The organism is Leifsonia poae, from assembly GCF_020009625.1.
GTDB lineage: Bacteria > Actinomycetota > Actinomycetes > Actinomycetales > Microbacteriaceae > Leifsonia > Leifsonia poae_A.
On sequence record NZ_JAIHLP010000002.1, the window covers coordinates 448,207 to 471,809 of the forward strand.

General features: G+C 65.7%; 26 protein-coding genes. 19 read left to right on the forward strand and 7 right to left on the reverse strand.

The annotated features are described in order from the left end of the window. Window positions 1-92: 92 nt before the first annotated feature. On the forward strand, window positions 93-989 hold the full coding sequence (locus K5L49_RS02835) for a helix-turn-helix transcriptional regulator (protein WP_223690507.1): 897 nt from the start codon (window positions 93-95) through the stop codon (window positions 987-989). A gap of 200 nt (window positions 990-1,189) precedes the next feature. Here the strand turns inward: K5L49_RS02835 and K5L49_RS02840 are convergent, their stop codons facing one another. Continuing rightward, entirely contained in the window at window positions 1,190-1,759 is a 570-nt protein-coding gene (locus K5L49_RS02840) for a hypothetical protein (RefSeq protein WP_223690508.1), read from the reverse strand. Between the two features lie 666 nt (window positions 1,760-2,425). Here K5L49_RS02840 and K5L49_RS20635 point away from each other — a divergent pair. Beyond that, on the forward strand, window positions 2,426-2,575 hold the full coding sequence (locus K5L49_RS20635) for an antitoxin Xre/MbcA/ParS toxin-binding domain-containing protein (RefSeq protein WP_223695225.1): 150 nt from the start codon (window positions 2,426-2,428) through the stop codon (window positions 2,573-2,575). A gap of 2 nt (window positions 2,576-2,577) precedes the next feature. Further along, on the forward strand, window positions 2,578-3,153 hold the full coding sequence (locus K5L49_RS20640) for an RES domain-containing protein (protein ID WP_223690509.1): 576 nt from the start codon (window positions 2,578-2,580) through the stop codon (window positions 3,151-3,153). 456 nt (window positions 3,154-3,609) lie between these two features. Here K5L49_RS20640 and K5L49_RS02855 read toward each other — a convergent pair whose 3' ends face one another. Beyond that, window positions 3,610-4,182 (reverse strand): TetR/AcrR family transcriptional regulator, encoded by a 573-nt coding sequence (locus K5L49_RS02855; protein WP_223690510.1) that lies wholly within the window; start codon window positions 4,180-4,182, stop codon window positions 3,610-3,612. A 93-nt stretch (window positions 4,183-4,275) separates the two neighbouring features. Here K5L49_RS02855 and K5L49_RS02860 point away from each other — a divergent pair, with 93 nt between their 5' ends. Then, window positions 4,276-5,229: an NAD(P)-dependent alcohol dehydrogenase gene (locus K5L49_RS02860; protein ID WP_223690511.1), complete on the forward strand. Its 954-nt coding sequence runs from the start codon at window positions 4,276-4,278 to the stop codon at window positions 5,227-5,229. Between the two features lie 724 nt (window positions 5,230-5,953). Here the strand turns inward: K5L49_RS02860 and K5L49_RS02865 are convergent. Together K5L49_RS02865 and K5L49_RS02870 are read right to left on the reverse strand one after the other, a co-directional pair. Continuing rightward, on the reverse strand, window positions 5,954-6,310 hold the full coding sequence (locus K5L49_RS02865) for an iron chaperone (RefSeq protein ID WP_223690512.1): 357 nt from the start codon (window positions 6,308-6,310) through the stop codon (window positions 5,954-5,956). A gap of 35 nt (window positions 6,311-6,345) precedes the next feature. Then, a complete protein-coding gene (locus tag K5L49_RS02870) occupies window positions 6,346-7,278 on the reverse strand; it encodes a nucleoside phosphorylase (protein WP_308116505.1) in 933 nt (310 codons plus the stop codon). A gap of 60 nt (window positions 7,279-7,338) precedes the next feature. On the opposite strand from K5L49_RS02870, the gene K5L49_RS02875 reads away from it, so the two are divergent. From K5L49_RS02875 to K5L49_RS02930, 12 genes are all read left to right on the forward strand, one after another. Continuing rightward, complete coding sequence (locus K5L49_RS02875) at window positions 7,339-8,088, forward strand: ABC transporter ATP-binding protein (protein ID WP_223690514.1); 750 nt, start codon at window positions 7,339-7,341, stop codon at window positions 8,086-8,088. Further along, the gene (locus tag K5L49_RS02880) at window positions 8,085-8,903 is read left to right on the forward strand and encodes an ABC transporter permease (protein WP_223690515.1); all 819 of its coding nucleotides are present in this window, start codon (window positions 8,085-8,087) and stop codon (window positions 8,901-8,903) included. The genes K5L49_RS02875 and K5L49_RS02880 overlap by 4 nt, the downstream gene beginning before the upstream one ends. A 37-nt stretch (window positions 8,904-8,940) precedes the next feature. Beyond that, the gene (locus K5L49_RS02885; RefSeq protein ID WP_223690516.1) at window positions 8,941-9,993 is read left to right on the forward strand and encodes an ABC transporter substrate-binding protein; all 1,053 of its coding nucleotides are present in this window, start codon (window positions 8,941-8,943) and stop codon (window positions 9,991-9,993) included. Then, entirely contained in the window at window positions 9,980-10,753 is a 774-nt protein-coding gene (locus tag K5L49_RS02890) for an ABC transporter permease (protein ID WP_223690517.1), read from the forward strand. The genes K5L49_RS02885 and K5L49_RS02890 overlap by 14 nt, the downstream gene beginning before the upstream one ends. Next, window positions 10,750-11,709: a dihydroorotate dehydrogenase gene (locus K5L49_RS02895; protein WP_223690518.1), complete on the forward strand. Its 960-nt coding sequence runs from the start codon at window positions 10,750-10,752 to the stop codon at window positions 11,707-11,709. The genes K5L49_RS02890 and K5L49_RS02895 overlap by 4 nt, the downstream gene beginning before the upstream one ends. Next, window positions 11,706-12,569 (forward strand): IclR family transcriptional regulator, encoded by an 864-nt coding sequence (locus K5L49_RS02900; RefSeq protein ID WP_223690519.1) that lies wholly within the window; start codon window positions 11,706-11,708, stop codon window positions 12,567-12,569. Before K5L49_RS02895 ends, K5L49_RS02900 begins: the two co-directional genes overlap by 4 nt. Next, on the forward strand, window positions 12,566-13,066 hold the full coding sequence (locus K5L49_RS02905; protein ID WP_223690520.1) for a hypothetical protein: 501 nt from the start codon (window positions 12,566-12,568) through the stop codon (window positions 13,064-13,066). The genes K5L49_RS02900 and K5L49_RS02905 overlap by 4 nt, the downstream gene beginning before the upstream one ends. After that, window positions 13,063-13,500, forward strand: coding sequence for a hypothetical protein (locus K5L49_RS02910; protein ID WP_223690521.1), 438 nt, complete (start codon window positions 13,063-13,065; stop codon window positions 13,498-13,500). The genes K5L49_RS02905 and K5L49_RS02910 overlap by 4 nt, the downstream gene beginning before the upstream one ends. A 23-nt stretch (window positions 13,501-13,523) precedes the next feature. Continuing rightward, window positions 13,524-14,801, forward strand: coding sequence for a Zn-dependent hydrolase (locus tag K5L49_RS02915; RefSeq protein WP_223690522.1), 1,278 nt, complete (start codon window positions 13,524-13,526; stop codon window positions 14,799-14,801). Beyond that, on the forward strand, window positions 14,791-15,657 hold the full coding sequence (locus tag K5L49_RS02920; protein ID WP_223690523.1) for an iron-sulfur cluster-binding protein: 867 nt from the start codon (window positions 14,791-14,793) through the stop codon (window positions 15,655-15,657). The genes K5L49_RS02915 and K5L49_RS02920 overlap by 11 nt, the downstream gene beginning before the upstream one ends. Next, window positions 15,654-16,898 carry a dihydroorotase gene (locus K5L49_RS02925; RefSeq protein ID WP_223690524.1) on the forward strand — a complete coding sequence of 415 codons (1,245 nt, stop codon included), beginning with the start codon at window positions 15,654-15,656 and terminating at the stop codon, window positions 16,896-16,898. Before K5L49_RS02920 ends, K5L49_RS02925 begins: the two co-directional genes overlap by 4 nt. A 104-nt stretch (window positions 16,899-17,002) precedes the next feature. Further along, window positions 17,003-17,629, forward strand: coding sequence for an HdeD family acid-resistance protein (locus K5L49_RS02930; RefSeq protein WP_223690525.1), 627 nt, complete (start codon window positions 17,003-17,005; stop codon window positions 17,627-17,629). Window positions 17,630-18,180: 551 nt separating this feature from the next. Here the strand turns inward: K5L49_RS02930 and K5L49_RS19965 are convergent. Genes K5L49_RS19965 through K5L49_RS02940 form a run of 3 tightly spaced genes read right to left on the reverse strand, consistent with a single transcriptional unit; the run spans window position 18,181 to window position 21,137 of the window. Next, complete coding sequence (locus tag K5L49_RS19965; RefSeq protein WP_263298804.1) at window positions 18,181-18,303, reverse strand: hypothetical protein; 123 nt, start codon at window positions 18,301-18,303, stop codon at window positions 18,181-18,183. A 60-nt stretch (window positions 18,304-18,363) separates the two neighbouring features. Next, window positions 18,364-20,361 carry a S9 family peptidase gene (locus K5L49_RS02935; RefSeq protein WP_223690526.1) on the reverse strand — a complete coding sequence of 666 codons (1,998 nt, stop codon included), beginning with the start codon at window positions 20,359-20,361 and terminating at the stop codon, window positions 18,364-18,366. Next, the gene (locus K5L49_RS02940) at window positions 20,361-21,137 is read right to left on the reverse strand and encodes an SDR family oxidoreductase (protein WP_223690527.1); all 777 of its coding nucleotides are present in this window, start codon (window positions 21,135-21,137) and stop codon (window positions 20,361-20,363) included. Before K5L49_RS02940 ends, K5L49_RS02935 begins: the two co-directional genes overlap by 1 nt. Window positions 21,138-21,265: 128 nt before the next feature. Between K5L49_RS02940 and K5L49_RS02945 the strand changes: the two genes are divergently transcribed. The 3 genes from K5L49_RS02945 to K5L49_RS02955 are packed head-to-tail and all read left to right on the forward strand — an operon-like array spanning window position 21,266 to window position 23,531. Further along, complete coding sequence (locus tag K5L49_RS02945; protein ID WP_223690528.1) at window positions 21,266-21,769, forward strand: NfeD family protein; 504 nt, start codon at window positions 21,266-21,268, stop codon at window positions 21,767-21,769. Beyond that, entirely contained in the window at window positions 21,766-22,779 is a 1,014-nt protein-coding gene (locus tag K5L49_RS02950; protein ID WP_223690529.1) for an SPFH domain-containing protein, read from the forward strand. Before K5L49_RS02945 ends, K5L49_RS02950 begins: the two co-directional genes overlap by 4 nt. Further along, window positions 22,776-23,531, forward strand: a complete 756-nt coding sequence (locus K5L49_RS02955) for a glycerophosphodiester phosphodiesterase family protein (protein ID WP_223690530.1) — start codon at window positions 22,776-22,778, stop codon at window positions 23,529-23,531. The genes K5L49_RS02950 and K5L49_RS02955 overlap by 4 nt, the downstream gene beginning before the upstream one ends. Window positions 23,532-23,603: the final 72 nt, after the last annotated feature.

A 23,603-nucleotide genomic window follows, 5' to 3' on the forward strand; every position in this document is an offset into this window, starting at 1 on the left:
TCAACCTCTCAGCAGGCGAGTTAGCGTGGCCCTACCTATGGGTGCACCAACAGGGACCCTCTAACGGTGACCGATCGGCGTAGCGTCGAGGCATGGACATCCACGATGACCTGAGCGAGTTCCTGACCTCGCGTCGGGCCAAACTCTCGCCGGAGACGGTTGGCCTTCCCGACTACGGCGGTCGGCGTCGCGTGCCGGGGCTCCGTCGTGAAGAGGTAGCTCTACTCGCCGGGATGAGCGCCGAGTATTACAAGCGCCTCGAGCGCGGCAACGCGACCGGCGTCTCGGAAGCCGTCATCGACGGCGTCAGCCGTGCTCTGCGGCTCAACGAGGCAGAGCACGCCCACCTTTATGAACTGGTGCGTTCCGCCAATGCCGGCGCGCATCCGCAGCGGCGCCGCCCAGTGCAGAAGTCGCAGCTGACCACGGGCATGCGGCAAACCATCGACGCGATGTCCACGGTGCCCGTCTTCGTGCAGAACGGCCGCCTCGACGCCATCGCCACCAACACGCTCGGACGCGCCCTGTTCTCCGCGATGCTCGACGGGGTCGAGCCGCCTGCGAATGCGGCTCGCTTCGTCTTCCTCGACCCGCGCGCCCAAACCTTCTACCTCGATTGGGAAGCCAACACGCGCCAGATCGTCGCCATCCTGCGCGCCGAAGCGGGCCGCTCACCCTTCGACCGGCAGCTTAGCGACCTGATCGGCGAGCTATCGACCCGCAGTGATCTGTTCCGGAAGCTCTGGGGAGCCCACGATGTGCGTGAACACCGCACCGGGACCAAGAGCGTCTGCCACCCGGTCGTGGGCGATCTCGACCTCACCTACCAAAGCATGGATCTCGAGTCCAACCGTGGCCTCCAGATGTTGGTCTTCTCGGCGGAGCCCGGTTCTGCCTCAGCCGAGCGCCTCCAACTTCTCGCCAACTGGGCCGAGTCGGTTGATTCTCTCGCGCCCACCGAGAACACCGTCGACCGCAACCGGAGCTGACCACAAGCCTCTGGTGCGAAGTCTCAGAGCGTCGGGGCGAAGCCATCTTCAGACGTACGTCTGGCCTCGTGCGGGCAACGCCACTACGGTTCTCCGAAATCTGGTTGTGGCGGACGATTTCGGCAGGGGCACGTTCGACGCCCGATATGTGGCGGTCGCTCGCGGTGGGAAAACGATGGTTCATGCCGTTGATCGACCGTCTAAAGGGCGTTCGTGTGCGCTTGGCGCGGTACAAGGAGCAACACCACCTCATCGTCGTCGTCGGTGAGGATGCGTGCGCGGACCGGCAGCTTGCCGGATCGGGTGCGGAAGAGGTCTGTCATCGGTTGGCCGTAATGGGGTAGTCCATTGTGGATCCAGTCGTCCAGGACTTCCGCTGACCAGTCGAAGACTGTCAGCACGGAGCGTGGTTTGAACGGGCTACCTGCCGATGACTTGCCCCATCGGACGTTCAGCACACCGTAGTCGCCGAAGTAGGGCGCCCGATAGTTGGGGGAGAGGTCAACGATCTGCAGGTGTCGCAGCTCGTTCACCCGCAGCCCGAAACTGTAGGCGACCTTCAGTGTTGCTGTGTCTCGCAGCACCGCTACAGCGCCGTTGCGACGAGGGGAGTCGAGTACCCGTTCGTATTCCAGATCAGCCAGGTCGAACAGAGCCTGAAGCTCGGGACGTGTGAATGCGCGCTTCTCGGAGCGTGACTCTGACTCGCCCTTGTGAGTGATCCGGTTGAACTCGGTGATGACCTGAGCGAACCCGGCACCGAACAGCAACAATGCGTCCGCGGACCAATCCTGCAAAAGATGCAAGAGAAAGCCAGGGAAATCCCGGCTAGAGGCAATTTTCGAACAGCCCGATCGTATCCCTGACGCGTTCGCGTCCGATCAACCGCAAGCAACCAATCGTCTAAAGCCCCTGATCAAGCCCGAAACCGAAGGGGAGCGCAATCGTCTCCGATTCACACAGCCTGCAAAATACGCGAGTTGTTGAACTTTTACTTGACATAATGTACATTATCAGTGCCGCGAATCCACAAGTTCTTACGCTGGTTTCGCGACCATGTCGGTATCGAGGACCGAGGGTTTGTGTCAAACCCAAGACGGGTAAATCACCATCGCCCCGGCCCCACCCGCCCATAGGCCACCCAACACGCGTGTTGGGTGTAGTCTGAGTGTATGACAAACACCGCAGAACGACCGGCCCAGGGACGGGCTCGAAGCGCGGATTCTCTGCGTCCCTCCGTCAGGCGTGGTGGTCTCAATCAGGCCCAGGAACGCACGGCCTTCTTGATTGATACGCTCGGTAGCGGTACGAGCCTCGCCGAGCTGTTGCACGTCAATCGGAGCCAACCTACTCAGTGGCGAAAGGGTGTCGAGTCGCCGAGCCCTGAAGTGGGTCGGGCGCTGGTGGATCTTGATCACGTCGTCGCCCGTGCTGCAATGTTGTGGGGTAGCGCGGGGGTGTTGCCTTGGTTGACGAGCGCGAACTCGTTCCTGGATGGGGCGACCCCGATGGACGTGCTCCGTCTTCGTGGCTCTCGCGACGTTGTTGACGCGCTCGACGCCGAACAGGCCGGTAGCTACGCCTGAGTATGCAGCTCTTTCGTGTATTCCCTTACCTGTCAGGTGCCCGCCGCGGGCAACCCGGACACCCCGAGTACATCCATCGCGGGCAAACAGTTGGCCGTTGGGACAACGCACACGCCTATGGGCTCTGGTATTTGTCATACTCGGCCGCCGGGGCTGCAGGGGAAACGTTCGGCAATCGGGGAACCTGGAGCGCGGACATATTTGCCGCGCCCTTCCTTGCGGGTTCTCGGCGTGCCCTCGCGACATATGAGATCCCCGACGACCTGCCAATCCTCGACCTCGATGACCCGCGCGAACTTGCTAGAAGGGATGTCCGGCCCAGCCAGATCGTGACCCGCAACCCCGCATTCACGCAACCATTCGCTTTGCGCGTCTTCCGTGAAGAGAACGCGGATGGCACCCGTCGATGGCAGGGGTTGCGGTGGTGGTCGTTTCATCGGCCTATCTGGTTCAACGCTGCCCTGTGGCAAGGTTTCAATGAAGACGTACCTGTTCAGCTGGCCCGAATCGAGGAGTTGAGCCTCGACCATCCGGCGATCCTCGACGCGGCGGCAGCGTTAGCACGCCCGCTCCCCTAGATTTACTGCCCAGGGAGGTTGGTCAAGTTGTGACGACTCGCTGTAGTCGTTGAGAGATCACGAGGACCTCCTGCGTTGGAGTGGAGCTACTTAGGTTCCGTTTCGAACGAGGAAGGATGATTTTGAACGGCTAGCGTTCGTCGTCGTCGCCGGCTGGGTCAAAGATCGGTCTGGGTTCGGCCCTCGCATCGAGCACTACCTCATTGACGATGGTCGCAACGCTCTCGAAAACGGTCACGGAGCGGCAGCCACTGGCTGGCCGAAACTGTTCGCCCCACTCAATGATTCGGAACGATCCGCCCTCCTCACGCTTCTCGAAAGATTGCTTCCTCAGGGCTGACGGAAGCGCGTTGCCCCGAGTTCCAGACTGCGAGCGCACAGAGGAAGGAGTCGCGTTGCGCTCGCGCCTCGCGCCCCGCGACGATCGGCCCCACACCGAGAACGGCGAACCTCGGGCTACTGTGCGGCGAAGGCGCCGAGTAGTCGATAGATCAGCCGATCTGACGCTACAGAGGCGTCTCCTTCGGCGGCCATGACGACGCCGGCATTGGCCTCCAGCAGGAGCGCGACATCGGTCCATTCAAGATCGACGGCCGCGCGGTTCTCAGCCTTTGCTCGCCGAATGAGCTCGCCGAAACCTTCTTCGACCGTTCTTCTCTCGGCTGCAAAACCGTCGCCATGCAGGAATGACGTGACGATCATGTCCGCACACGCCGGGTGCCGGGCCTGTTCAGCAGCGACATCCGCGATGAGGCGACAGAAGGCCGCCCAGCTATCACGCTCGGCGAGCCCCTCCCCCAGGCGCCCCAGCCACCCTTCGACGCTGGTTGCGAAAACGGCATCGACCAGCGACTCTTTTGTGGGAAAGCGTCGGAAGAGGGTCGCAACCCCCAGCCCGGCGCGCTTCGCCAGGTCGGTCATCGAGATGCCGGTGCCGAATTGCGCGAACGCTTCCCCGGCAACCGCGATGATGTGATCGCGGTTGCCGCGGGCATCCGCTCGAAGCTCGACCGTTGCCGTCGGAGCCATAAGACCTTCTCTCGAGCGCAATTGGAACGTACGTGCCACTTAATGATAGCGTCTCCATATGGAACGCTCATTCCATTTAGGCGAGGAGCCATCATGCGTGCCATTCAATTCTTCGAATATGGGGACCCGGAAGCGCTGCAGATCGTTGACGTCGCCGTGCCTCAGCCGACCGCAGCACAGGTATTGGTGCGCATCGCGGCCACAAGTGTCAACCACGTCGACGTTGAGACGCGGCTCGGGCGTCTGAAACTACTCTCGGGGCGCCGTTTTCCGCGGGGCACTGGTATCGACGTCGCTGGAACAGTCGAATTGGTGGGCGCTGATGTCAATGGATTCACACCAGGCGACCGTGTGTGGGGCGTCAAGGCCAGTCTCTTTCCCCGAACCACCGGTGCAGCGGCCGAGTTCATGGCCATCGACGCACATCTTCTCTCGGCCATCCCCACGAACATCGACATCCTTGACGCGGCAGCGCTTCCGGCAGTGGGAGTCACAGCGATTACGGCAGTGAGAGACAAGGGTCGGGCCAAGGCGGGGAATCGCATACTGATCAGAGGCGCTGCAGGCGGAGTCGGCAGCGCCGCAGTGCAGTACGCGCACTCGCTGGGCGCGCATGTCACCGCTCTTGTCAGCGAACGGAACATGCAGTTCGTGCTCGCTCTCGGGGCAGACGTCGTGCTCGACCGAAAGGCAACACATGTCGAAGATCTCGGAAGTTTCGACGTAATCATCGACACAGTCGGCTCGAACCTTCTGCAATACCGGCGGCATCTTTCGGAACATGGACGCATGGTTACGATCGCTTTCAGCTCCACCAGGAGCATTGCGGCAATCGCGTTTTCCGCGATTTATGGGCGGGAACGGATTCGAACATTTTTCGGCCAGCCGCCGCGAGGCCTGATCGCGCAGCTCACCGATGTCGTCGAGTCTGGCGGAATCATGCCCGTCATCGAGGAGATCTACCCGCTCGAGAAGATCGCCGACGCACATCGAGCAATTGAAGCCGGTGGCGGGCGGGGCAAGCATGTCATCCGCATCGGACCCTGACCGACACCCACTCTCGGTTGGTCGTTCAGGAAACCGATGTCGCGATCACAGATTTGTGCCATGACAGAGACGATCGCGAATAGCGTGATCTCGTCAATACTCCGTATTCTCAAGCGACCCCTACTTCAGCGCCGGGGGCGGCGCCGAAATCGACAGCTCCGACCTCAAGTCGGTGGCTTCCGCGACGCTCAACTCCCGCCTCCCAAACAGCCGCTCCTACCCGTTCGAATAGACAAGGCCGAATTCAGAATCGACTGAAAACTGATTTGTGAACGTGTTGCAGTTCGGTGACCGCCGCAGCGCGTTGAACGGATGGTGACTCAACCTTCGGGTTCCTCACGCGATCGCCGGCGCTTGACTCCCCAGACAACTCCCCCGGCGCCCAGCACCATCGAACCGTAGATCGCCGAGCTCGACGCCACCGTTCCGCCGAAGGCCGCGACCGTGCCGCCACCGTCTGCACGCTGCCAGTCGCATCGGCGACCCAGCGGCCACCAACTCAGGCCCTGCCGGGCACTGTCACCGCTCTCGGAGATCACCGCCGATGGTGACGATGGGCCCTCCTGATAACAGCTGTTCGTTTGAGCGCTGCCGATCGTGAAGAATGCCGCCATCAGCCCGGCCACCAACACAAGCGCACTCAGCACCACTGCTATTGCAGAGCCGACGGAACTGCTCCCCGGTTCTTCACCCACCCATGCACCCTCGTCACGAACCGACCTGGTCAGCCGGCTTTCGCGTCGATCTCCGCGCGTCGCGCCTCGAAGATTCTTCGAAGGATGGCATCCGGAAGCTGGTGTTCCGCGGAATAGTGGATGCTTCCGCTCGTCGTTTCGAAGGCGTCCAACATGTGGCGGGCATTCGCTACCACCGCTCCGCTGTACGGGTACAGGGAGAGAAAGTTCTTCGCGCGCACGGTGGCCACGAGGCCTTTGCCGCGGTAGAGAAGCGCCGCCATGGCGTAGCTCATTCCCTCTTCGGCCTCGGGAACGACCTCCCGTGCGATCGCGTAGACGCGTTCAAGGGCGGCGCGATCGGCACCGTCGAACGTGCTCAGATAGGTGCTTACCTCCGTGCCCATGAAGCGATCGTACGCCGGGGCCGAGCCGAAGCGAACTACCGCCCCAACACTGAGGCGGCCCGACAGGCCACCTCGAGCATGGCCAGCTGCACCGGCTCATAATCGTGCAGCCACTCGTCGGTCGCGCGATTGCCGTGGGTGGCCAGCACGGCACCGTACCGTCGACCGAGGGCGCGTGCGACGGCGAATACCGTTTCGCATTCCATGTCCATCGCGTCCGCCCCGATCTGCTCGACCTGCGCGATGCGTTCTGCGGCCGCAGACTCGAAACCGGCAAGCGGGCGCCCCTCCCCCAGGTAATACGAGTCACAGGACAGCACCGCGATCGGCGCCAGCACGCGGCCCACCTCCCGCGCCGCCTCAGCCAACGCCGAAACGACCTCCGGATGCGCGGACAACGGCTCGTCGCCGGGCGCATAGAACCTCGCAGCTCCGCCCTCGCGAAGCGCCGTCGCCACCGTGGTCAACGTGCCGGGCGGGATGCTGGCCGGAAGAGCACCCATCCCCCCGACCCGGATGAAGGTGTCCACTCCGAGACGAGACAGCTCGACGATCGCGATCTCCGTCGACGGTCCGCCGATACCGGTGGAGCAGACGGCGATCGGGGTCCCGTCGTAACTACCCGTCGCAAGCCGGAACTCCCGCCGGTAGCCGACCTCCTCGAAATCGTCGAGAACGGACTGCGCCATCGGAACCCGGGCCGGGTCTCCCGGCAGCAGGCAGACCCGCGGAAGCGGACCGCGCGCCGGAACGTGAGGCGGAAGCCCGTCCCGCCATGGATCCGACGCCGTCTGACCACTTCCATGTGGCGGAATTTCGATTCTCATTAGTGCAGCATAGGCCAGATTCACAGACGACGGACAGAGGCAACGTTCCCGCCGGAACGAGATCGTAAGCGACGGGAAACATGGCGGAAATCTGAGAACAGTAGACAGATGTGTACGAATTGACAGAAAGGAATCGATCATTCATACTCGCTTTACTCAGACGGAATTCTGTTCCGTCACACGGAAACAACGAGGTTCTTCATGACCACCTTTCTTGCCGCCAACGGCATCACCAAGGTCTACGACACCGCGCAAGGCGGCACCGTCACCGCGCTCGACGATGTGTCGTTCGAGATAGCAGACCGCGAGATCATCGCCCTCATCGGCCCGAGCGGTTGCGGCAAGTCGACGCTGCTGAGGATGATCGCCGGGCTCGACACGGCCTTCACCGGCGAGCTGAGTTGGGACGTGCCTCCGAAGCGCGGCCAAGACATCGGCTTCGTCTTCCAGGAGCCCGCCCTCCTCCCCTGGCGATCAGTGCTGAGGAACGTCGGCCTCGGGCTCGAAGGCAAAGGGAACTCGAAGAGCGAGATCAAGCGACGCTCGCTCGAACTGATCGAGCTCGTCGGCCTGAGCGACTTCGCCGAGTCCTACCCCTCCGAGCTCTCCGGCGGGATGCGCCAGCGTGTCGCGATCGCCCGGGCGCTCGCCTATGACCCGCGCATCCTGCTGATGGACGAGCCGTTCGGCGCCCTGGACGCGATCACACGCGACTCGCTGCAAGACGAACTGCTCAAGATCTGGGAGCGAACCTCCAAGACGATCGTGATCGTCACGCACAGCGTCGAAGAAGCCGCTTACCTTGCTGATCGCGTCGTCGTGCTGAGTGCCCGTCCGGGGCGAATCCGCGCGGTGCACACGGTGCCTCTCTCCCGCGAACGCGATTCGAGCATCCGCGAGACGCCCGAGTTCGCCCGCTTCACCGGCGTGCTCCGAGGTGAGCTCGAGTGACTTCCGCCACCGTCGCCGGCAAAGACCAAATCGAGTTCGAGTCGAGACTCCGCTTTCCCCGTGCCCGTCGGCAAGTTCTGACGACACTGATCTACCTCGTCGTGATCATCGGAACCTGGGCGCTCTACGTGCACCTGGCCAACGTGCCGTCGTACCTCCTTCCGTCGCCCGAATCGGTGGCGAAGTCACTCGGAGAGATGGCGACGAACGGACAGCTCTGGGGCAACCTCGGGTACACCATTCGCAACATCCTGCTCGGCTTCGTCAGCGGAATCCTGATCGGCGTCGCGCTCGGGTACCTCCTCTGGGCCTCCCGCTGGGCGAGCGAGATCGCTGCACCGTACATCGTCATCCTCCAATCGGCGCCGAAGATCGCCATCGCTCCATTGCTGGTCCTGTGGTTCGGTCTGGGGCTCGAATCCCAGCTGGCGCTCATCCTGATGCTGACCTTCTTCCCGATGATGGTCGCCATGCAGCTCGGGCTCTCCTCGATCTCGCCCGACGTTCGCACGCTCGCCCAGTTGCTGGCGATGGGCAAATGGCGCTATTTCAGAACGGTCCAGATCCCGGGTGCGATGCCCGATCTGCTCTCCGGCGCCAAGATCGCGATCGTCGACGCCATGACGGGAGCGTTCCTCGCCGAGTTCATCTCTGCACAGCAGGGCCTCGGCTTCCTCATGGTCCTCGGCAACAGCTCCTACAACACTCCGATGCTTTTCGCGGCCGTCATCCTGACCGTCGCCGTCGGACTCCTCGGTTTCGGCGCGGTGTCTCTCGCCGAACGTCGACTGCTCAAGTGGCGGTCGGCCAGATAGCAATCCCCCGTTGCACCACTACCTCAGGAAAGAGCCCATGACAATCAGCTCACGCACCAAACGCGTTCTGGCCTCCCTGGCCGGCGCGACCGTCGTCCTCACGGCGTTGGCAGCCTGCTCCCCCGCCGACTCGGCGGCCAGTGGCGGCACCGCCACAAGCGGTTCCGGCAAGGTCACCGATGTGACGATCCAGATCGACGGATCGGCCGTTCCCTACTACGCACCGCTCTATGAAGCGGCCGACAAGGGATACTTCGCCGACAACGGCCTCAACGTCTCATTCACCTATGCCCAGGGTTCCGACATCCTGCAGAACGTCGCCGCCGGCAACGTTCAGTTCGGCTTCCCCAACGGCGACTCCGTCGTCACTGCGAAAGGCAAGGGTGTCGACGTCGACGTCGTGCACACGACATACCAGCAGGGCATCGGAGCCGTCCTCTTCAACAAGGACACGTCCGGAATCACCGGGCCCGCCGACCTCAAGGGCAAGACCATCGCGGTCACCGATCTGGGAAGCCCGAACTACATTCAGCTCCAGGCGATTCTCAAGTCGGCCGGTCTCACCGTGAACGACGTCACCGTGAAGACCATTGGCACCGGCGCGATCGTGCAGGCCCTCCAGTCGGGACAGGTCGACGCGATCGTCTTCTCCCGTCTGCGCTACTTCGCTCTGCAGTCCGCCGGCTTCCCGGTCGGCCAGATCCTGAGCGACAAGTACCTCCCGTCGTTCGGCAACGTCCTTGTCACCAGCCCGTCCTTCCGGAAGAGCAACCCGGCCGCGGTGAAGGGCTTCGACGCCGCGCTCGACAAGGGACTCGAGTACGTCATCGCAAACCCGGCCGCCGCGGTGAAGGATGCGATCGCCAAGTACGCGCAGACGTTCAACGGCCAAGAAGACGCCGTGACGAACGTCGTGAAGGACGTCTACATCAAAGACCTCTGGCAGTCGGCCGAGACCGACAAGCACGGCCTCGGCTACGGTGACCTCAGCCGTTGGCAGAAGGCGATCGACGCGCAGGCCGACTACAAGCTGATCGACTCGAGCTATTCGGCGAAAACTCTGGTGGTGGAGCCCGATGCGCTCAAGTAACACCACGTTCGACCGGGTCCGGCCCCTCCTCGTCGGAGGGGCCGCCCTGGCCGGGGGCGTGCTCGTCTGGTGGGCGATCGCCACGTTCAGTGGCGTCCCGGCCTATGTACTGCCGACCCCGGGTGCCACCTGGCAGAGGGCGGTCGAACTCTTCAGCGCCGGTGCCATCCAGATCCACATCGCGCAGACCATCGCCGAGGTGCTGCAGGGCGCCGTGATCGGGATCGTGATCGGCATCGTGCTGGCCATGACCTTCCACCACGTCGGATGGATCCGGCGTGCCCTCATGCCCCTCATCGTTGTCGCTCAAGTCACTCCGAAGATCTCGATCGCACCCCTGATCATCCTCTGGGTCGGTCTCGGCATCGGCTCCAAGATCACCCTCGTCGCACTGGTCGTCGTCTACCCGGTGCTGATCAACATGCTGGCCAGGCTCGAGTCCATCCCGTCGACCGTCCGCGACCTCGCGAAGATCACCGGGATGGGGCCCCTCCGTCGCGCCTTCCAAATCGAGTTCCCGTACAGCGTGCCGGCTCTCGCCGCCGGTGTGAAGCTCGGACTGCTCCAAGGCGTCACCGCCGCCGTCATCGGCGAGTTCATCGGCGCTCGAGCCGGGCTCGGCTATCTCGAGAAGCAAGGGCAGGACAACGACGACATCAGGCTCGTCCTCGTGACGCTCGGGCTCCTCGCTCTGCTCGGCGTCGTGCTCTACCTTCTGGTCGGAGCCATCGAACGACGAACGACGAAGCGGTTCGAATGACGATGACAGCCGAGTTCCGCAGCAGCCGAAGCGACTTCTTCGCCGCCGCCGGGACGCCGACGGATGCGGTCGATCTGTCGGTGACGATCGGCGGCGTACGGTTCGCGAACCCGGTGATGCCCGCATCCGGCTGTTTCGGCCCCGAGCTCGGTCGGCTCATCCCGGTCGAGGAGCTCGGTGCCGTCGTCACCAAGACCGTCTTCGCCGAACCTCGCGGCGGAAATCCGGCACACCGTCTCACAGAGCTCGCCGCCGGCATGGTGAACAGCGTCGGCATCCCGAGCGAAGGTCCCGCGGGATACCTGCGACGCCTCCACCCGCGGTACGAGGAACTGGGTGTTCCCGTCGTCATCAGCGTCGGAGGTCATCGCACCCCCGAGTACGCGGACATCATCCGTGAGCTCGACGGGGCAGGAACCGCTTACGAGCTGAACGTCTCCTGCCCGAACCTCGACAGCGAAGGCACCGACATCGGTAGCGATCCATCGGCCATCGAGAGCGCCGTCGGTGCGGCGCGGGCCGCCACCACCAAACCCCTGATCGTGAAGCTCCCGGCCATGATGTCCTCGGTCGCCGACTGCGCCCGCGCCGCGGAAGCCGCCGGCGCCGATGCGATCTGCGTGTCTAACTCGATCCCCGTCCTCGCGATCGACCCCCGCACCCGGCGTCCCGCGATCGGCAACACGATCGGAGGGCTGACCGGTCCGAACATCCGGCCGATCGTCTCGCGCCTCGTGTGGCTCTCGGCTCGCTCCGTCGCAATTCCGGTGGTGGCATGCGGTGGCATCCAGACTGCAGAAGACGCACTGGACTACCTCTCGCTCGGCGCAGCAGCGGTGCAGATCGGGACGGCCAATTTCGCCCGGCCGTGGGTGATGGTCGAAATCGCTCGCCGACTCTCCGTTCTTTCCCCGAAACTGGGGGCACACGTCTCTGAGCCAAGGGGGAAGAAATGACGCAAGTCGAACCGAATGAGAAACCCATGCAGGTGGTGGTGCGGGCGTTGTCCGTGTTGACCTGCCTGGCCGAGAACCCGCACGGCCTCACGCTGCATCAGGTGCATCTCAAGCTCGGCATTCCCCTCGCCAGCATGTACCGCATCGTCGCCACGCTCGAGCACGAGGACTTCGTCAGCCGCTCACCGGCGACGAAACGGTTCACCCTCGGCCCGTCGGCGCATCGGCTGGGCCGCACCGCCGACTACACCGCCCATCTCGTCGAGCCTCCGGCGCCCCTGATCGATCTCGGCTCGGCCACGCGGGAGACGGTGTTCCTCACCCAGCTCATCGACAGCAAGGTCGTCTGCGTGGCTCTCGTCGAGTCCCCTCACCATCTGCGATTGTTCGTGCGCGTCGGCCAGGAGATGCCGCTGCGTGCCGCGGCCTCGGCCCGCGCCATCCTCGCCTACCGCGACCCCGTGCTCGTCGAGGCGCTCCTCAGCAGCGCCCCCCGCGACCCGTTCATCGAGAGTTCTCCTCGCGACGCCAGCGACCTCATCGATCACCTCAGCCTCATCCGCGAGCGCGGCTTCGACATCTGCGACAACGAGCTCGACGACAACGTCTGGGCCGTCGGCGCCCCCGTGTTCGATGCCAGCGGGCGTGTGGAGTACGCCGTGACGCTCGCGGCGGCTTCCGCGAGGATGCAGTCGCCCGAGAGCCGGGCACACGCGGCGATCGAGGTGCTCAGCACAGCGGAACGCCTCTCCGCCAACCTCGGCTTCAGCGGCGCCCGCCGCGAACGGACCGAGACGGAAGTGGCCGATGTCATCGAACGTCACGCAGATGTCGCCGCCCTCGGGAAAGGCAGCCGATGAGTTTTCTCCGCGACGGCATGATTCGACGAGACCCGATCGAGCAGCTCGACGAGCTCTCCCAGGATCTCAGCGCCACCTGGAACGCCGCCTCCGTTCCTGCCTCGATCTCGACCTGGATGTCCCGGCCCTCCATCCTCCGTCGGATCGCCGACGCGCTGAGCGCCGAGCTTCGTGACGACATCGACCGCATCCTCGCCGTCGGCCCGGGTGCACAGGCCCTCGGCAGCGCGGTCGCCCTCGCCACGGGGATCCCGTATGTGGCAGAGGCCGGGAGCACCCGTTTCGGCGACCTCCACCGTGGCGAGCGCGTGGCGGTGGTCAATGCGGTCAGGCAGGGTGAGGATGCGCTCGGCGCAGCGAACGCCTCCGGTGCTGTCATTCTGCAGAACCTCGCCGTCGTCGATCTCGACGATCGACGAGACGATCCTGCGAAGACCGCCCTCTTCCGGTTCACTGGTAGACATCAAACGCTCGTCACCGAAAGGAAAAGCTCATGACAACCTCCCCCGATCTCGCCTCACTCGTCGCCTCCGTGACCGTCCGCGAGGCCGACGGCTCCAGCTGGTACGACCTCTCGTCGCACCCGGTCTCGGTCGACGCGATCGGTGGCGCGATCGCCGATCGGGTCCGCGACGCCGGTATCACGGCCGTCATCAGCTGGTGGACCCCGGACGAAGCCGTACTCGCGCACGTCGTCGCCTCCGCCCTCGGCGTTCCGCGGAGTTCGGCCGAGCTGGAGCTCGGACTGATCACTCTCTCCCCCGAATTGAACGCGAACAACGGCCGCCGGGTGCTGCTCGTCGCCACCGACTTCGACTTCAACAAACCGCAGGAGCCCCTGCGTGTCCTTCTGGAGGGGCGGGGACAGGCGCTCGTCGCCACCGCGAGCTTCTCCGAGCCCGAGGGCATCCGTTTCACCGGGCTCGACTGAGCCTCCCCTTCGACTGGAGTTCCATGCAGCACGCCATCCCACCGCTCGTCGACGCTGTTCAGGACGCCAGGATCGCCCGCCGGATCGATGACTTCGCCCGGCTCTCCGATCCCGGCCCCGGAGTGACCCGTCTCGCATACTCCGCCCTGGAAAGGGAGGCACACCGGCTGTTCATCAGCGAGATGAGCGCGCTCGGCCTCACGGTGCACACGGATGCCGCCGGTAACACCATCGCCGAACTCGCCGGCGACGACCCCGCGACTCCCGTGCCGGCCATCGGCACCGGCAGCCACCTCGACAGTGTCCCGCAGGGCGGCCGGTTCGACGGCATCGCCGGGGTGGTCGCAGCGATGGAGGTCGCTCAGGTCATGGTCGAAGGTGGCATCGCTCACCAGCGCCCATGGCGTTTCGTCGCCTTCGCCGCCGAAGAGGGCGCCCGCTTCGGTCAGGCCTGCAACGGAAGCCGTATCGTCGCCGGTCTCACCTCGGCGGCCGATGTGCGAACGCTCAGCGATGCCGACGGTGTGACGATGGCGGAGGCCATGACCGCCGTCGGGCTCGACGTCGAGCGGCTCGCGGACGCCCGGTGGCGTCCGGAGGACTGGCATGCGTTCGTCGAGCTCCACATCGAGCAGGGCGGCGTGCTCGAAGAGTCGGGAGCGCCGGTCGGTGTCGTCGACACCATCTCGGGGAGCACCCGTCTTCTCGTCACGATCGAGGGTCAGGCCTCGCACACCGGCGGCACTCCGATGCATCTGCGTCGGGATGCACTCGTGACCGCCTCCCGCTGCGTGCTCGCCTGCGACGAGCTCGCGCGTGATCCGCACCACCACGGCACGAGGATCACTGTGGGCACGATGCAGGTGCGCCCCGGCTCCATCACCACCATCCCCGGCGAGGTGACCTTCTCGATCGACGTACGCGACATCGACAACGACCGGCAGCGGCGTACAGCGGACGCCCTCGTCGCCGAGATCTCCCGCATCGCCGCCCGCGCCGATACCCCGGCCCAGATCGCGCTCCTCGGCGACACCTCTCCCGTCGTGTTGCCGTCGTGGGTGGCGGCGCACACCCTCGCAGCCGCCGGAGAGGGCGAGGTCGAATATCGCATCCTGCCCAGCGGTGCGAGCCACGACAGTCAGCAGATCAACCGCGTCACGCCCACCGGCATGATCTTCGTACCCAGCCGGGGTGGCGTCAGCCATGTGCCCGAAGAGTTCACCGACATCGGCGAGCTCGCCGTGGGCACCCGTGTCCTCCTCTCAACACTCCTTCGACTGGACGCCGACGATGAGCGCTGACGGCGTCGGGCGCCTCGGCGACATCGTGAAGGTGCGCCCTCCACAAGCGGCCGACCGACCCGAACCGCTCTGGGATCATGCCGAGGTCACCTCCCACCGCACGATCGGCGACCGCTACCACCGCATCGCTCTGCGGAGCCCGGCCATCGCCGCCGCGGCACTGGCCGGCCAGTTCGTGATGATCACGATCGGCGACGGGATGGAGGTCGTCCTACCGCGCCCGATGGCGATCCATCGGCGCCGACCTGAGGCCGGCGAGATCGAGATCGTGTTCGCTGTACTCGGCCGGGGCACAGCCGTGCTGGCCGAGCTCGCGGTCGGCGACTTCGTCACTGTCACCGGTCCCCTCGGGCGCGGCTTCGAGCTGTCCGACGACGCCGCCAACCTCCTCTTGATGGGCCGGGGTATCGGGGTTGGTGCGGTCATGGGAGCCGCCGAGGATGCGGTCGCACGCGGAATCGAGACGACAGCTGTGCTCAGCGCCCATCGCCTCGAGTCCGTTATCGGCGGAGACGATTGCACCGAACTCGGTGCGGCCGCGATCGCCGTCGCCGACGAGGACGGCTCGAGCGCCGTTATCCGCATCGAACGAGACCTGCTCGCCCGCTTCGCGGCATCGCCTCCCGACACGATCATGGTGTGCGGTTCCCAGAGGCTGCTGGATCTCGCCCTGCGACTCGGTGAACGCTGGGGCAGTCGCGTGCAGGTCTCGTTGGAGGCCCACATGGCGTGCGGGATCGGCTATTGCCACGGATGCGCTGCCCCGATCCCTACTGATGCGAACCGTGAGGGGCCGCTCGTCTGCGTCGACGGACCGGTCTTCGACGCCGTCTCCCCTCTGGCGGCCACCGCGTGAGGATCGAGAACGTCCTGATCTTGGGCGTCGGCACCGCGCGAGACATCGTCATCGAAGGCGACGAGATCGTCGATCTTCCCCCAACGGCACAGACGGCGCGCCCGCCGCGCGTCGCACTACCCGGTCTCGTCGATCTGCACTCCCATCTGCGCGAACCCGGTGGTGAGGGCTCCGAGACGATCGCCAGTGGAACAGCGGCGGCCGCCGCGGGCGGTTTCACCGATGTGTTTGCGATGGCCAACACCGACCCGGTGACCGACACCGTCGCGCGTGTGCTCGATGTGCGCCGCCGAGCCGAAGGGAGGGCCGCAGCGGTGCATGTCGTCGCTGCGGCGACCGTCGGGCTCGGCGGCCGGCAGATCGTCGAGGTGGAGCGCCTCACCGCCGCCGGCGTCACGATGTTCTCAGACGATGGCAAATGCGTCGCGGACGACGACGTGATGCTCGATCTCCTGACACGGATCGCACGAACGGATGCGGTCTTCGCCCAGCATGCCCAGCATCCGGGCATCGTCGGGGCCGGAGTGATCAACGAACGGGTGGCGCAGGCCGCCGGTGCGGTCGGCTGGCCGAACCGCGGCGAAGCCGAGATCGTCGCGCGCGACATCGCGATCGTCAGGGCGACCGGCGCACGCCTGCATATCTGCCACATCTCGACGAGGGAGACCGTTGAGCTTCTCGCTCAGGCGAAGCTCGAAGGACTCCCCGTCACCGGTGAGGTCACGCCGCACCATCTGCATCTCACCGACGACGACGCGCTCGGCTCCGGGGCACGGCTGAAAGTGAATCCGCCCCTTCGCAGCAGCGACGATGTCGCTGCCCTCCGGAAGGGGCTGCGCAGCGGCGTGATCGACGCCGTCGGCACGGACCACGCTCCGCATCCGGTCGCCACGAAAGCGCTCCCCTGGCCAGACGCCGCCTTCGGCCTCACCGGTTTGGAGACCGCCGCCGCCGCGGTGATCGCCGCCCTCAGCGACGACAGCGGGGTGACCGATTGGAACCGCGTGGTCGATGCACTTGTCCGCCAGCCCATTCGTATCGGAGGACTGACCGGTCGCCTGCCGGCCGACCTCGCTCCAGGTGCTCCGGCGACGCTGACCGTGCTCAGTCACAGACCCGCTGAACGCGTCGACACGGCGAAGCATCTCTCCCACTCGCAGAACGCGGCCTTCGCCGGCCTGGAGCTCTCCTGGCGCGTGGAGCTGACCCTCCGAGAAGGTCGCCCCACCTACCGGCGCTGACCGGGCCCGAGAAACGCCGCACCGCTCTACGGACGGGCGGCATTACCCCGCTAATGTCGGCAGCACGGCCGCACGTGCAGCGGCCCCTAGGGAAAGGTCATTCCATGACGTCCACTGATCCGGTCGGCGAAGTCTTCCACGACTTCTCGCTCGACGCCAAGAACCTCACCAGGTCCGCGATCAACGGGGTCCGCGCCGCGCTCGGTATCAGCGGGCTCGTCGCGCTGGTCCTCGGGATCATTCTTCTGGTCTGGCCCGGCAAGACCCTCATCGGTCTCGCCATCGTCCTCGGCATCTACTTCGTCGTCGCCGGCGTGATGCGGCTCGCGCTGGGGATCTTCAGCAAGGGCATCACCGGGGGCATTCGCACGCTCAACATCATCCTCGGGGTGCTGCTGGTCCTCGCCGGCATCATCGTTTGGCGCAACTCCGCCGCTGCCGCCGTCACCTTGGCGATCTTCGCTGTCGCGTTCATCGGGATCGGCTGGATCATCGAGGGTGTCATCACACTGGCCGAATCGAGCCGCGCGTCGTCGCGTGGCTGGGCGATCACCTACGGCATCCTCAGCATCATCGCCGGTATCGTCGTCCTGGTCGTCCCCGCATCGTCCGCAGTCTTCCTGGTGATCTTCGCAGCGATCGCATTGATCGTCTTGGGCATCGTGGGCATCATCCGGGCGTTCACGTTCGGCCGCGAGGTGCTGAAAGCGACCGACGCAGCGACCGCCTGATCGCGGAACGCTTCGAGCCCTCGGGCGCGTCACGAACGGGTCGGCAGTTCTGCCGGCCCGTTCGTCGTCTCCAGAGGCGCCAAAGGTTCCAGAGGCTCCTGGGGCTCCCGGGTGCTCCCCCGCGGTGCAGCAGACCGACCATCACGCAGGCCGGTGGCTACACCGGTGTTGCTGGTGCTGCTGTGTGGGCTGAACACGGCGTCGATCATGGTGAACTCTCAGCGCGCCCACTACCACGGGAATTGCGAAGAGATGCTGATCGGGCCTGGTGTCATCGGGAGCCTTGAGTAGTCGGGCGGCAGCTGCCGGTGGGGCTCCGCGACTTCTTCCGCCGCGACGTTCGCCGCGCCATCAACGCCACGGGGCGGCGGAAAGCACTTTCGTTCGGTTCAGGCGCCCTCGTAGTCGCCTGTGCGGCGACCTTCGCGAGTGTCACCCGTGGTGGCTGTGGCTGGTTCTCCTGGCCGTCCAACAGCTCCGAATCCGTACCGATCAGCGTCCAATCGGCGACAACATCCTCATCAGACTCAGCTACCGACACACCTCCAACCCTATTTGTCGGTCTGGAACACGTTGAGGAGTACCGGGCCGAGAAAGGATGCGACGGCCAGCACGAACGCGATGAACGTGTGGACGAACAGGGCCGCTCCTCTGCCCAGCGACAGCGCCCACACCAGGCTGGATCACGAGCGTGTGAAGTACCCTCCACCGGCCACCGGAACGCGCAAGAACGATCAACCGGCGTTGGCCTCGCTCGGCAGGTGTTTCGCCCACCAGTCGAGGATCGCGTCGAACCGCTGCTGCCGGTGGCGCGGGCGGCCCGCGCGGCTGAGTTCGTGGTCCTCGCCGGGGAACACCAGCAGCTCGGTCTCGACACCGCCCCGCTTGAGCGCGGCGAAATAGCGTTCCGCTTGGCTCAACGGGCACCGCAGGTCACTGGCCGAATGCAACACCAGGGTCGGGGTCGTCACCTGGTGCACGACGGCCTGTGGGCTCTGCGAACGGATCAACTCCGGGTCGGTGCCGGTGTACTCCTGGCCGAAGAAGCTGCCGATATCGCTCGTGCCATCGAACGTCACCGGGTCGAGGAAGCCGCGCTCCACGATCGCAGCGACGAATCGGTGGTCGTGCGCGATCGTCCAGGCCGTGAGGTATCCCCCGTACGACCCACCCATGATGCCGAGGCGCTCTCCGTCGAGGCCCGGCTCCGATGCGATCGCCCCATCCAGGAAGTCCAGCACATCCGTGAGGTCGACCGTTCCCATCGCTTGACGGATGACCCGGCCGTGCTCCTGCCCGTACCCGGCCGATCCGCGAGGGTTGCACAGGACGACGGCATACCCGGCCGCGGCGTAGACCTGCGCTTCGTCGAAGAGGCTCCCGGTGAACGCCGCGAACGGTCCACCATGGATGACGAGGAGCACCGGATGCGGTCCTTCGCCGGCCGGCGCGACGACCCAGCCGTGGATCGGGTACCCGTCGCGCCCGGCCACCGTCAACTCCCGCGGTTCGATGATTCCGCGCGTTCGCAGCGGGCTGGAGAAGTCGGTGACCCGACGCAGTCGGCCGGCTTCGACGACCGCGACATCGCCATTCGTCGAAGCGTCCGCCATCGACACGACGACCGTCTCGCCGGCCACCGCGACGCCGGTCACGACGGTCGTCTCGTCTGTCAGCTCGCGCTGCGAGCCCGCCGCCGTGACCGCGGTCAGCACGAGAGCGCCGCGTCGGCGGTCGCGCACCAGCACCGAGTCGTCCTCATACGCGACGATGTCCGACTCTGCGAGATCCATCGTCTCTGGGTCGGTGAGGCGCCGCGGGGCGCCGCCGTCTGCGCCGATCGCGAAGAGTGCCGCGTTGCGGGCGACGAAATCGGTTCCGGCCGCACCGACCTCGTGGGCAGAGAAGTAGAGCACCCCGTTCCGGCCGTACCCGACGGCCACGACCGACCAATCGCCGTGCGCCCCTGTCACATCCCGCGGTTCCGCGCTGCCGTCGACAGGGACGACGAAGACGCTGGAGCGCAGGTCGTCATCGCGTGTCGCATGCCGGGCCGAGATGAACGAGAGCGTCGCTCCGTCCGGCGAGAAGGCGATTCCGATGTCGTCCCACTCCCCCGCGGTCAGCTGCCGAGGCTCGGCGATGAAAGGCTCGACCGCTGCCGCACCCTCGGCGCTGGGTGCGGCCGGTGCGGCCGGCTCTCCCCACACATCCGGAACCGCGACCAGGAAGACGTGGGCGCGTCGGTCGATCGTGTACCCGAGGCCGTTCGCCTGATATTTCAGCGTCGTGATACGTCTCGCCGGCTCGGATGCCGCATCCAGCCCTTCGACCGTGCCATAGCGCCCCGCCTCGGGCTCCCGGCTCACGAATGCGATCGTGCGGCCGTCTGGCGCCCAGGCGAACTCGGAGACACCCAGCTTGCGATCGGTGGCTTGAACGGGCTCGCCGCCCGTCGCATCCACGACGTAGAGCTGGGGAGCCGCTTTGGGCGCCGAGCGCAGAAAGGCGAGAAGGCGGCCGTCCGGCGAGAACTGCGGAGCGCTGTCCCGGAAGCCCCGCGTGAAACGCTTGGGCGCCGCGTGCCCGGTCAGCGGTACGGTCCAGAGCTGTCCGACGGTGGCGTCGGCGGCCAGATCCGGTCGCGTCACCGAGACGACGGCACGGCCGCCGCCGGGATGCACCGTCGGCGCCGACACGCTGGTCAGCAGGTCGAGGTCGGCCGCCTTCATCAGCGTCCTTCGTCCGTCGGCACGAAACTGGAGATGTCACCGACCAGACGGGTGTGATCGGCCGGGATCGGCTCCACCGTCGCCAGAGCGATCTCGGCCGCGAACTCGCTCACGTTGTAGAGCTTGCCGGCGGCCTCCTTGCGCGCGTCGATCGCGCCCGGGTTGAGCCGGTTCAGCAGGGTAGCGGTGATCGTGCCCTCGATCATGTCGCCGGAGACGACGACGAACTCGACGCCCTTCTCGGTGAGGGTCGGGATGAGCGCGCGCAGCGCATCTTCGCCGGCCCGCTTGCTGAGAGCCACCGCTTCGTACTCCGGCATCGTCTCGGTCGTCTTGATGAAGTGCGCCTGGTGGCTCGTCACGAAGACGACGCGCGAGCCCGGAGCCAGCAGGGGGAGCGCGGCGGTCAGCATGTCTACCTGAGCGTCGCGGTTGAGCTGCATCGCGTAGTCCTCGGCCATGCCGGACTCCATGCCGCCGGACGCATTGAGGACGAGCAGGTCGAGACCGCCCCACTCCGTTTCGACGGCGGCGACGAGCTGCGCCACCGAAGCCGGATCCGTCATGTCGGCTCCGACGGTGATCGCCGTGCCGCCGGCCGCCCGGATGCTGTCTGCCAGCTTGACCGCCCGCGCTTCCTTGTTGCGGTAGTTGATCACCACGCTCGCCCCCGCCTCGGCGAGGTACTGCGCGGTGTCGGCACCGATTCCGCGGGACGAGCCCGTGATCAGGGCCCGCTTTCCGGCGAGCGAGTGAAGGGCGAGAGGGTTGGACACGAAGACTCCTACAACTGATGAACGCTCGCCGGGGCGAGTCGGATTGTCGTCCCTGAGACTACCAAGTGGGTTCCGTGCTGGGAGCCTCCCACCTGCTACCTTGAAAGAACCAGTGAAGGGAGTGGACGATGGAATTCGAAACTTTTGCCTGGATCGTCTGGCTCGTCCTCATCCTGGTGTTCATCATCGTTGAGATGCTGACCCTCGATTTCGTGTTCCTGATGATCGCCGTCGGCAGCGTGGGGGGATTGATCTCCGGCCTGTTCGGCGCCCCATGGTGGCTGCAGCTGATCATCGCCGCCGTACTCTCCGTGCTGTTGATCTTCACGATCCGGCCACCGCTGCTGCACCTGCTGAAACGTGGCGGCGACCCGGCCAAAAGCAACGTCGCCGCCCTCATCGGCATGTCCGGCACCGTCGTATCGACGGTCTCGCGCACGTCCGGCCAGGTCAAGCTCGCCGTCGGCGAGACGTGGACCTCCCGGCTCGCCCCCGGCGCACCCTCGGCTGCGGCCGAGCTCGTACCGGGCGAACACGTCATCGTCGTCGCGATCGAGGGGGCGACGGCCGTCGTCACGCCCGCCCCGGTGATCGCCGGCGCCGACGACTTCACAGAAAGGAGCGCATCATGAGCAACGCGACCCAATTGGTTGTGCAGATCGTGGTGTTCGTCATCATCGCGATCATCGCGATCTTCGTCCTCGTCACCCTGTTCCGGGCCATCCGCATCATTCCGCAGGCCACCGCGGGCGTCGTCGAGCGGCTCGGTCGCTACCACAAGACCCTGATGCCAGGCCTCAACATCGTCGTTCCGTTCGTCGACCGGGTGCGCCCGCTCCTCGACATGCGCGAGCAGGTCGTCTCCTTTCCCCCGCAGCCGGTGATCACCGAAGACAACCTCGTCGTCTCGATTGACACGGTCGTCTATTTCCAGGTGACGGATGCGCGGGCCGCGACCTACGAGATCGCCAACTACCTCGGCGCCGTCGAGCAGCTGACCACGACGACCCTCCGTAACGTCGTCGGCGGCCTGAATCTCGAAGAGGCGCTCACGAGCCGCGACGAGATCAACGGCCAGCTGCGAATCGTGCTCGACGAGGCCACCGGCAAGTGGGGCATCCGAGTGTCGCGCGTCGAGCTGAAGGCGATCGACCCGCCCGTCTCCATCCAGGACTCGATGGAGAAGCAGATGCGCGCCGAACGTGACCGTCGCGCCGTCATCCTCACCGCCGAGGGCACCAAGCAGTCCGAGATCCTGAACGCCGAGGGCATGCGGCAGGCCGCCATCCTCAAGGCGGAGGGTGACGCGAAGGCGGCCGTGCTGCGGGCCGAGGGTGAGGCGAAGGCCATCACCACCGTGTTCGGCGCGATCCACGAGGGAAACCCGGACAACCTCCTGCTCGCCTACCAGTATCTCCAGACGCTGCCGAAACTCGCCGAGGGCGCCGCCAACAAGATGTGGATCATCCCGAGCGAGCTCACTCAGGCACTGCAGGGCATCGGCAAGGCGTTCACCGAGAAGGGCTCCGACGCCGTGCATGCGGCGACGCGCGCGGCTGCAGCTGCCGCCTCGACGGCGACGCCCCCGACGGCTCCCCCGTCCGTGCCGCCGGCGGGCGGCGACGCCCCCGGAACGGCGTGACCTTCCTCTCCGGTCCACTCCCCCGCATCATCGCCCACCGGGGCCTCGCCACCGAGGCCCCGGAGAACACGCTCCTCGCGTTTCTGCGCGCGCTCGCGGCAGGTGCGACCCATCTCGAGACGGATGTGCACGCCACCGCCGACGGTGTCGCCGTCATCAGCCACGACGCCGACCTCCAAAGTGCCGTGGGCCGATCGGTGCGTGTCGACCAGCTGACGATGGCCGAGCTACGTCGGCTCGACCTCGGCGCCGATCAGTCGTTCTGCTCGCTTGCTGATGCTCTCGACGCCTTCCCCGAGGCGCGGTTCAACATCGATATCAAGGATGCGCGGGCCGCTGAGCCGGCCGCGCAGGCCATCCTCGCCACGCGCGCGACCGATCGGGTGCTGATCACCTCGTTCGATGAGCGACGGCGTCGCGCCGCGGTGGAGGCGCTCCCCGGTGTGGCGAGCTCCGCCTCGGTGTCGCGCTTCCTCCCCGCATTGCTCGCCGCGAAGGCGGGCCTCACGCCGCTCGTGCGCCGCTCCCTGCGAGGTCTTGTGGCGGTCCAGGTGCCTGAACGAGCCACGTTCGTGCGTCTCGTGACCGGCCGAACGATCGACGTCCTTCACGCGGCGGGAGTGGAGGTCCACGTGTGGACGGTGAACGATCCTGCAACAATGACACGTCTGCTCGATCTCGGTGTCGACGGCCTCGTCACCGACCGCTGCGACACGCTGAAAGCGCTGGTCGAATCGAGAATTCGACCCTGAGAGGCCTCTGGGAGTATCGCGGCGACGGAAAGAGAATCCCCAGCTTGTTGGTTTATAAATGGGAAGCATCGC

What these genes read in the sequence shown, in the direction of transcription:
- K5L49_RS02935 (WP_223690526.1), bottom strand. Translation starts at nt 20,361, where the DNA reads ATGAAGGCGGCCGACCTCGACCTGCTGACCAGCGTGTCGGCGCCGACG.
- K5L49_RS02915 (WP_223690522.1), top strand. Translation starts at nt 13,524, where the DNA reads ATGCAGCACGCCATCCCACCGCTCGTCGACGCTGTTCAGGACGCCAGG.
- K5L49_RS02910 (WP_223690521.1), top strand. Translation starts at nt 13,063, where the DNA reads ATGACAACCTCCCCCGATCTCGCCTCACTCGTCGCCTCCGTGACCGTC.
- K5L49_RS02920 (WP_223690523.1), top strand. Translation starts at nt 14,791, where the DNA reads ATGAGCGCTGACGGCGTCGGGCGCCTCGGCGACATCGTGAAGGTGCGC.
- K5L49_RS02900 (WP_223690519.1), top strand. Translation starts at nt 11,706, where the DNA reads ATGACGCAAGTCGAACCGAATGAGAAACCCATGCAGGTGGTGGTGCGG.
- K5L49_RS02945 (WP_223690528.1), top strand. Translation starts at nt 21,266, where the DNA reads ATGGAATTCGAAACTTTTGCCTGGATCGTCTGGCTCGTCCTCATCCTG.
- K5L49_RS02930 (WP_223690525.1), top strand. Translation starts at nt 17,003, where the DNA reads ATGACGTCCACTGATCCGGTCGGCGAAGTCTTCCACGACTTCTCGCTC.
- K5L49_RS02870 (WP_308116505.1), bottom strand. Translation starts at nt 7,278, where the DNA reads ATGATCGATTCCTTTCTGTCAATTCGTACACATCTGTCTACTGTTCTC.
- K5L49_RS02890 (WP_223690517.1), top strand. Translation starts at nt 9,980, where the DNA reads ATGCGCTCAAGTAACACCACGTTCGACCGGGTCCGGCCCCTCCTCGTC.
- K5L49_RS02950 (WP_223690529.1), top strand. Translation starts at nt 21,766, where the DNA reads ATGAGCAACGCGACCCAATTGGTTGTGCAGATCGTGGTGTTCGTCATC.
- K5L49_RS02865 (WP_223690512.1), bottom strand. Translation starts at nt 6,310, where the DNA reads ATGGGCACGGAGGTAAGCACCTATCTGAGCACGTTCGACGGTGCCGAT.
- K5L49_RS20640 (WP_223690509.1), top strand. Translation starts at nt 2,578, where the DNA reads ATGCAGCTCTTTCGTGTATTCCCTTACCTGTCAGGTGCCCGCCGCGGG.
- K5L49_RS02905 (WP_223690520.1), top strand. Translation starts at nt 12,566, where the DNA reads ATGAGTTTTCTCCGCGACGGCATGATTCGACGAGACCCGATCGAGCAG.
- K5L49_RS20635 (WP_223695225.1), top strand. Translation starts at nt 2,426, where the DNA reads ATGTTGTGGGGTAGCGCGGGGGTGTTGCCTTGGTTGACGAGCGCGAAC.
- K5L49_RS02875 (WP_223690514.1), top strand. Translation starts at nt 7,339, where the DNA reads ATGACCACCTTTCTTGCCGCCAACGGCATCACCAAGGTCTACGACACC.
- K5L49_RS02855 (WP_223690510.1), bottom strand. Translation starts at nt 4,182, where the DNA reads ATGGCTCCGACGGCAACGGTCGAGCTTCGAGCGGATGCCCGCGGCAAC.
- K5L49_RS02885 (WP_223690516.1), top strand. Translation starts at nt 8,941, where the DNA reads ATGACAATCAGCTCACGCACCAAACGCGTTCTGGCCTCCCTGGCCGGC.
- K5L49_RS02860 (WP_223690511.1), top strand. Translation starts at nt 4,276, where the DNA reads ATGCGTGCCATTCAATTCTTCGAATATGGGGACCCGGAAGCGCTGCAG.
- K5L49_RS02895 (WP_223690518.1), top strand. Translation starts at nt 10,750, where the DNA reads ATGACGATGACAGCCGAGTTCCGCAGCAGCCGAAGCGACTTCTTCGCC.
- K5L49_RS02835 (WP_223690507.1), top strand. Translation starts at nt 93, where the DNA reads ATGGACATCCACGATGACCTGAGCGAGTTCCTGACCTCGCGTCGGGCC.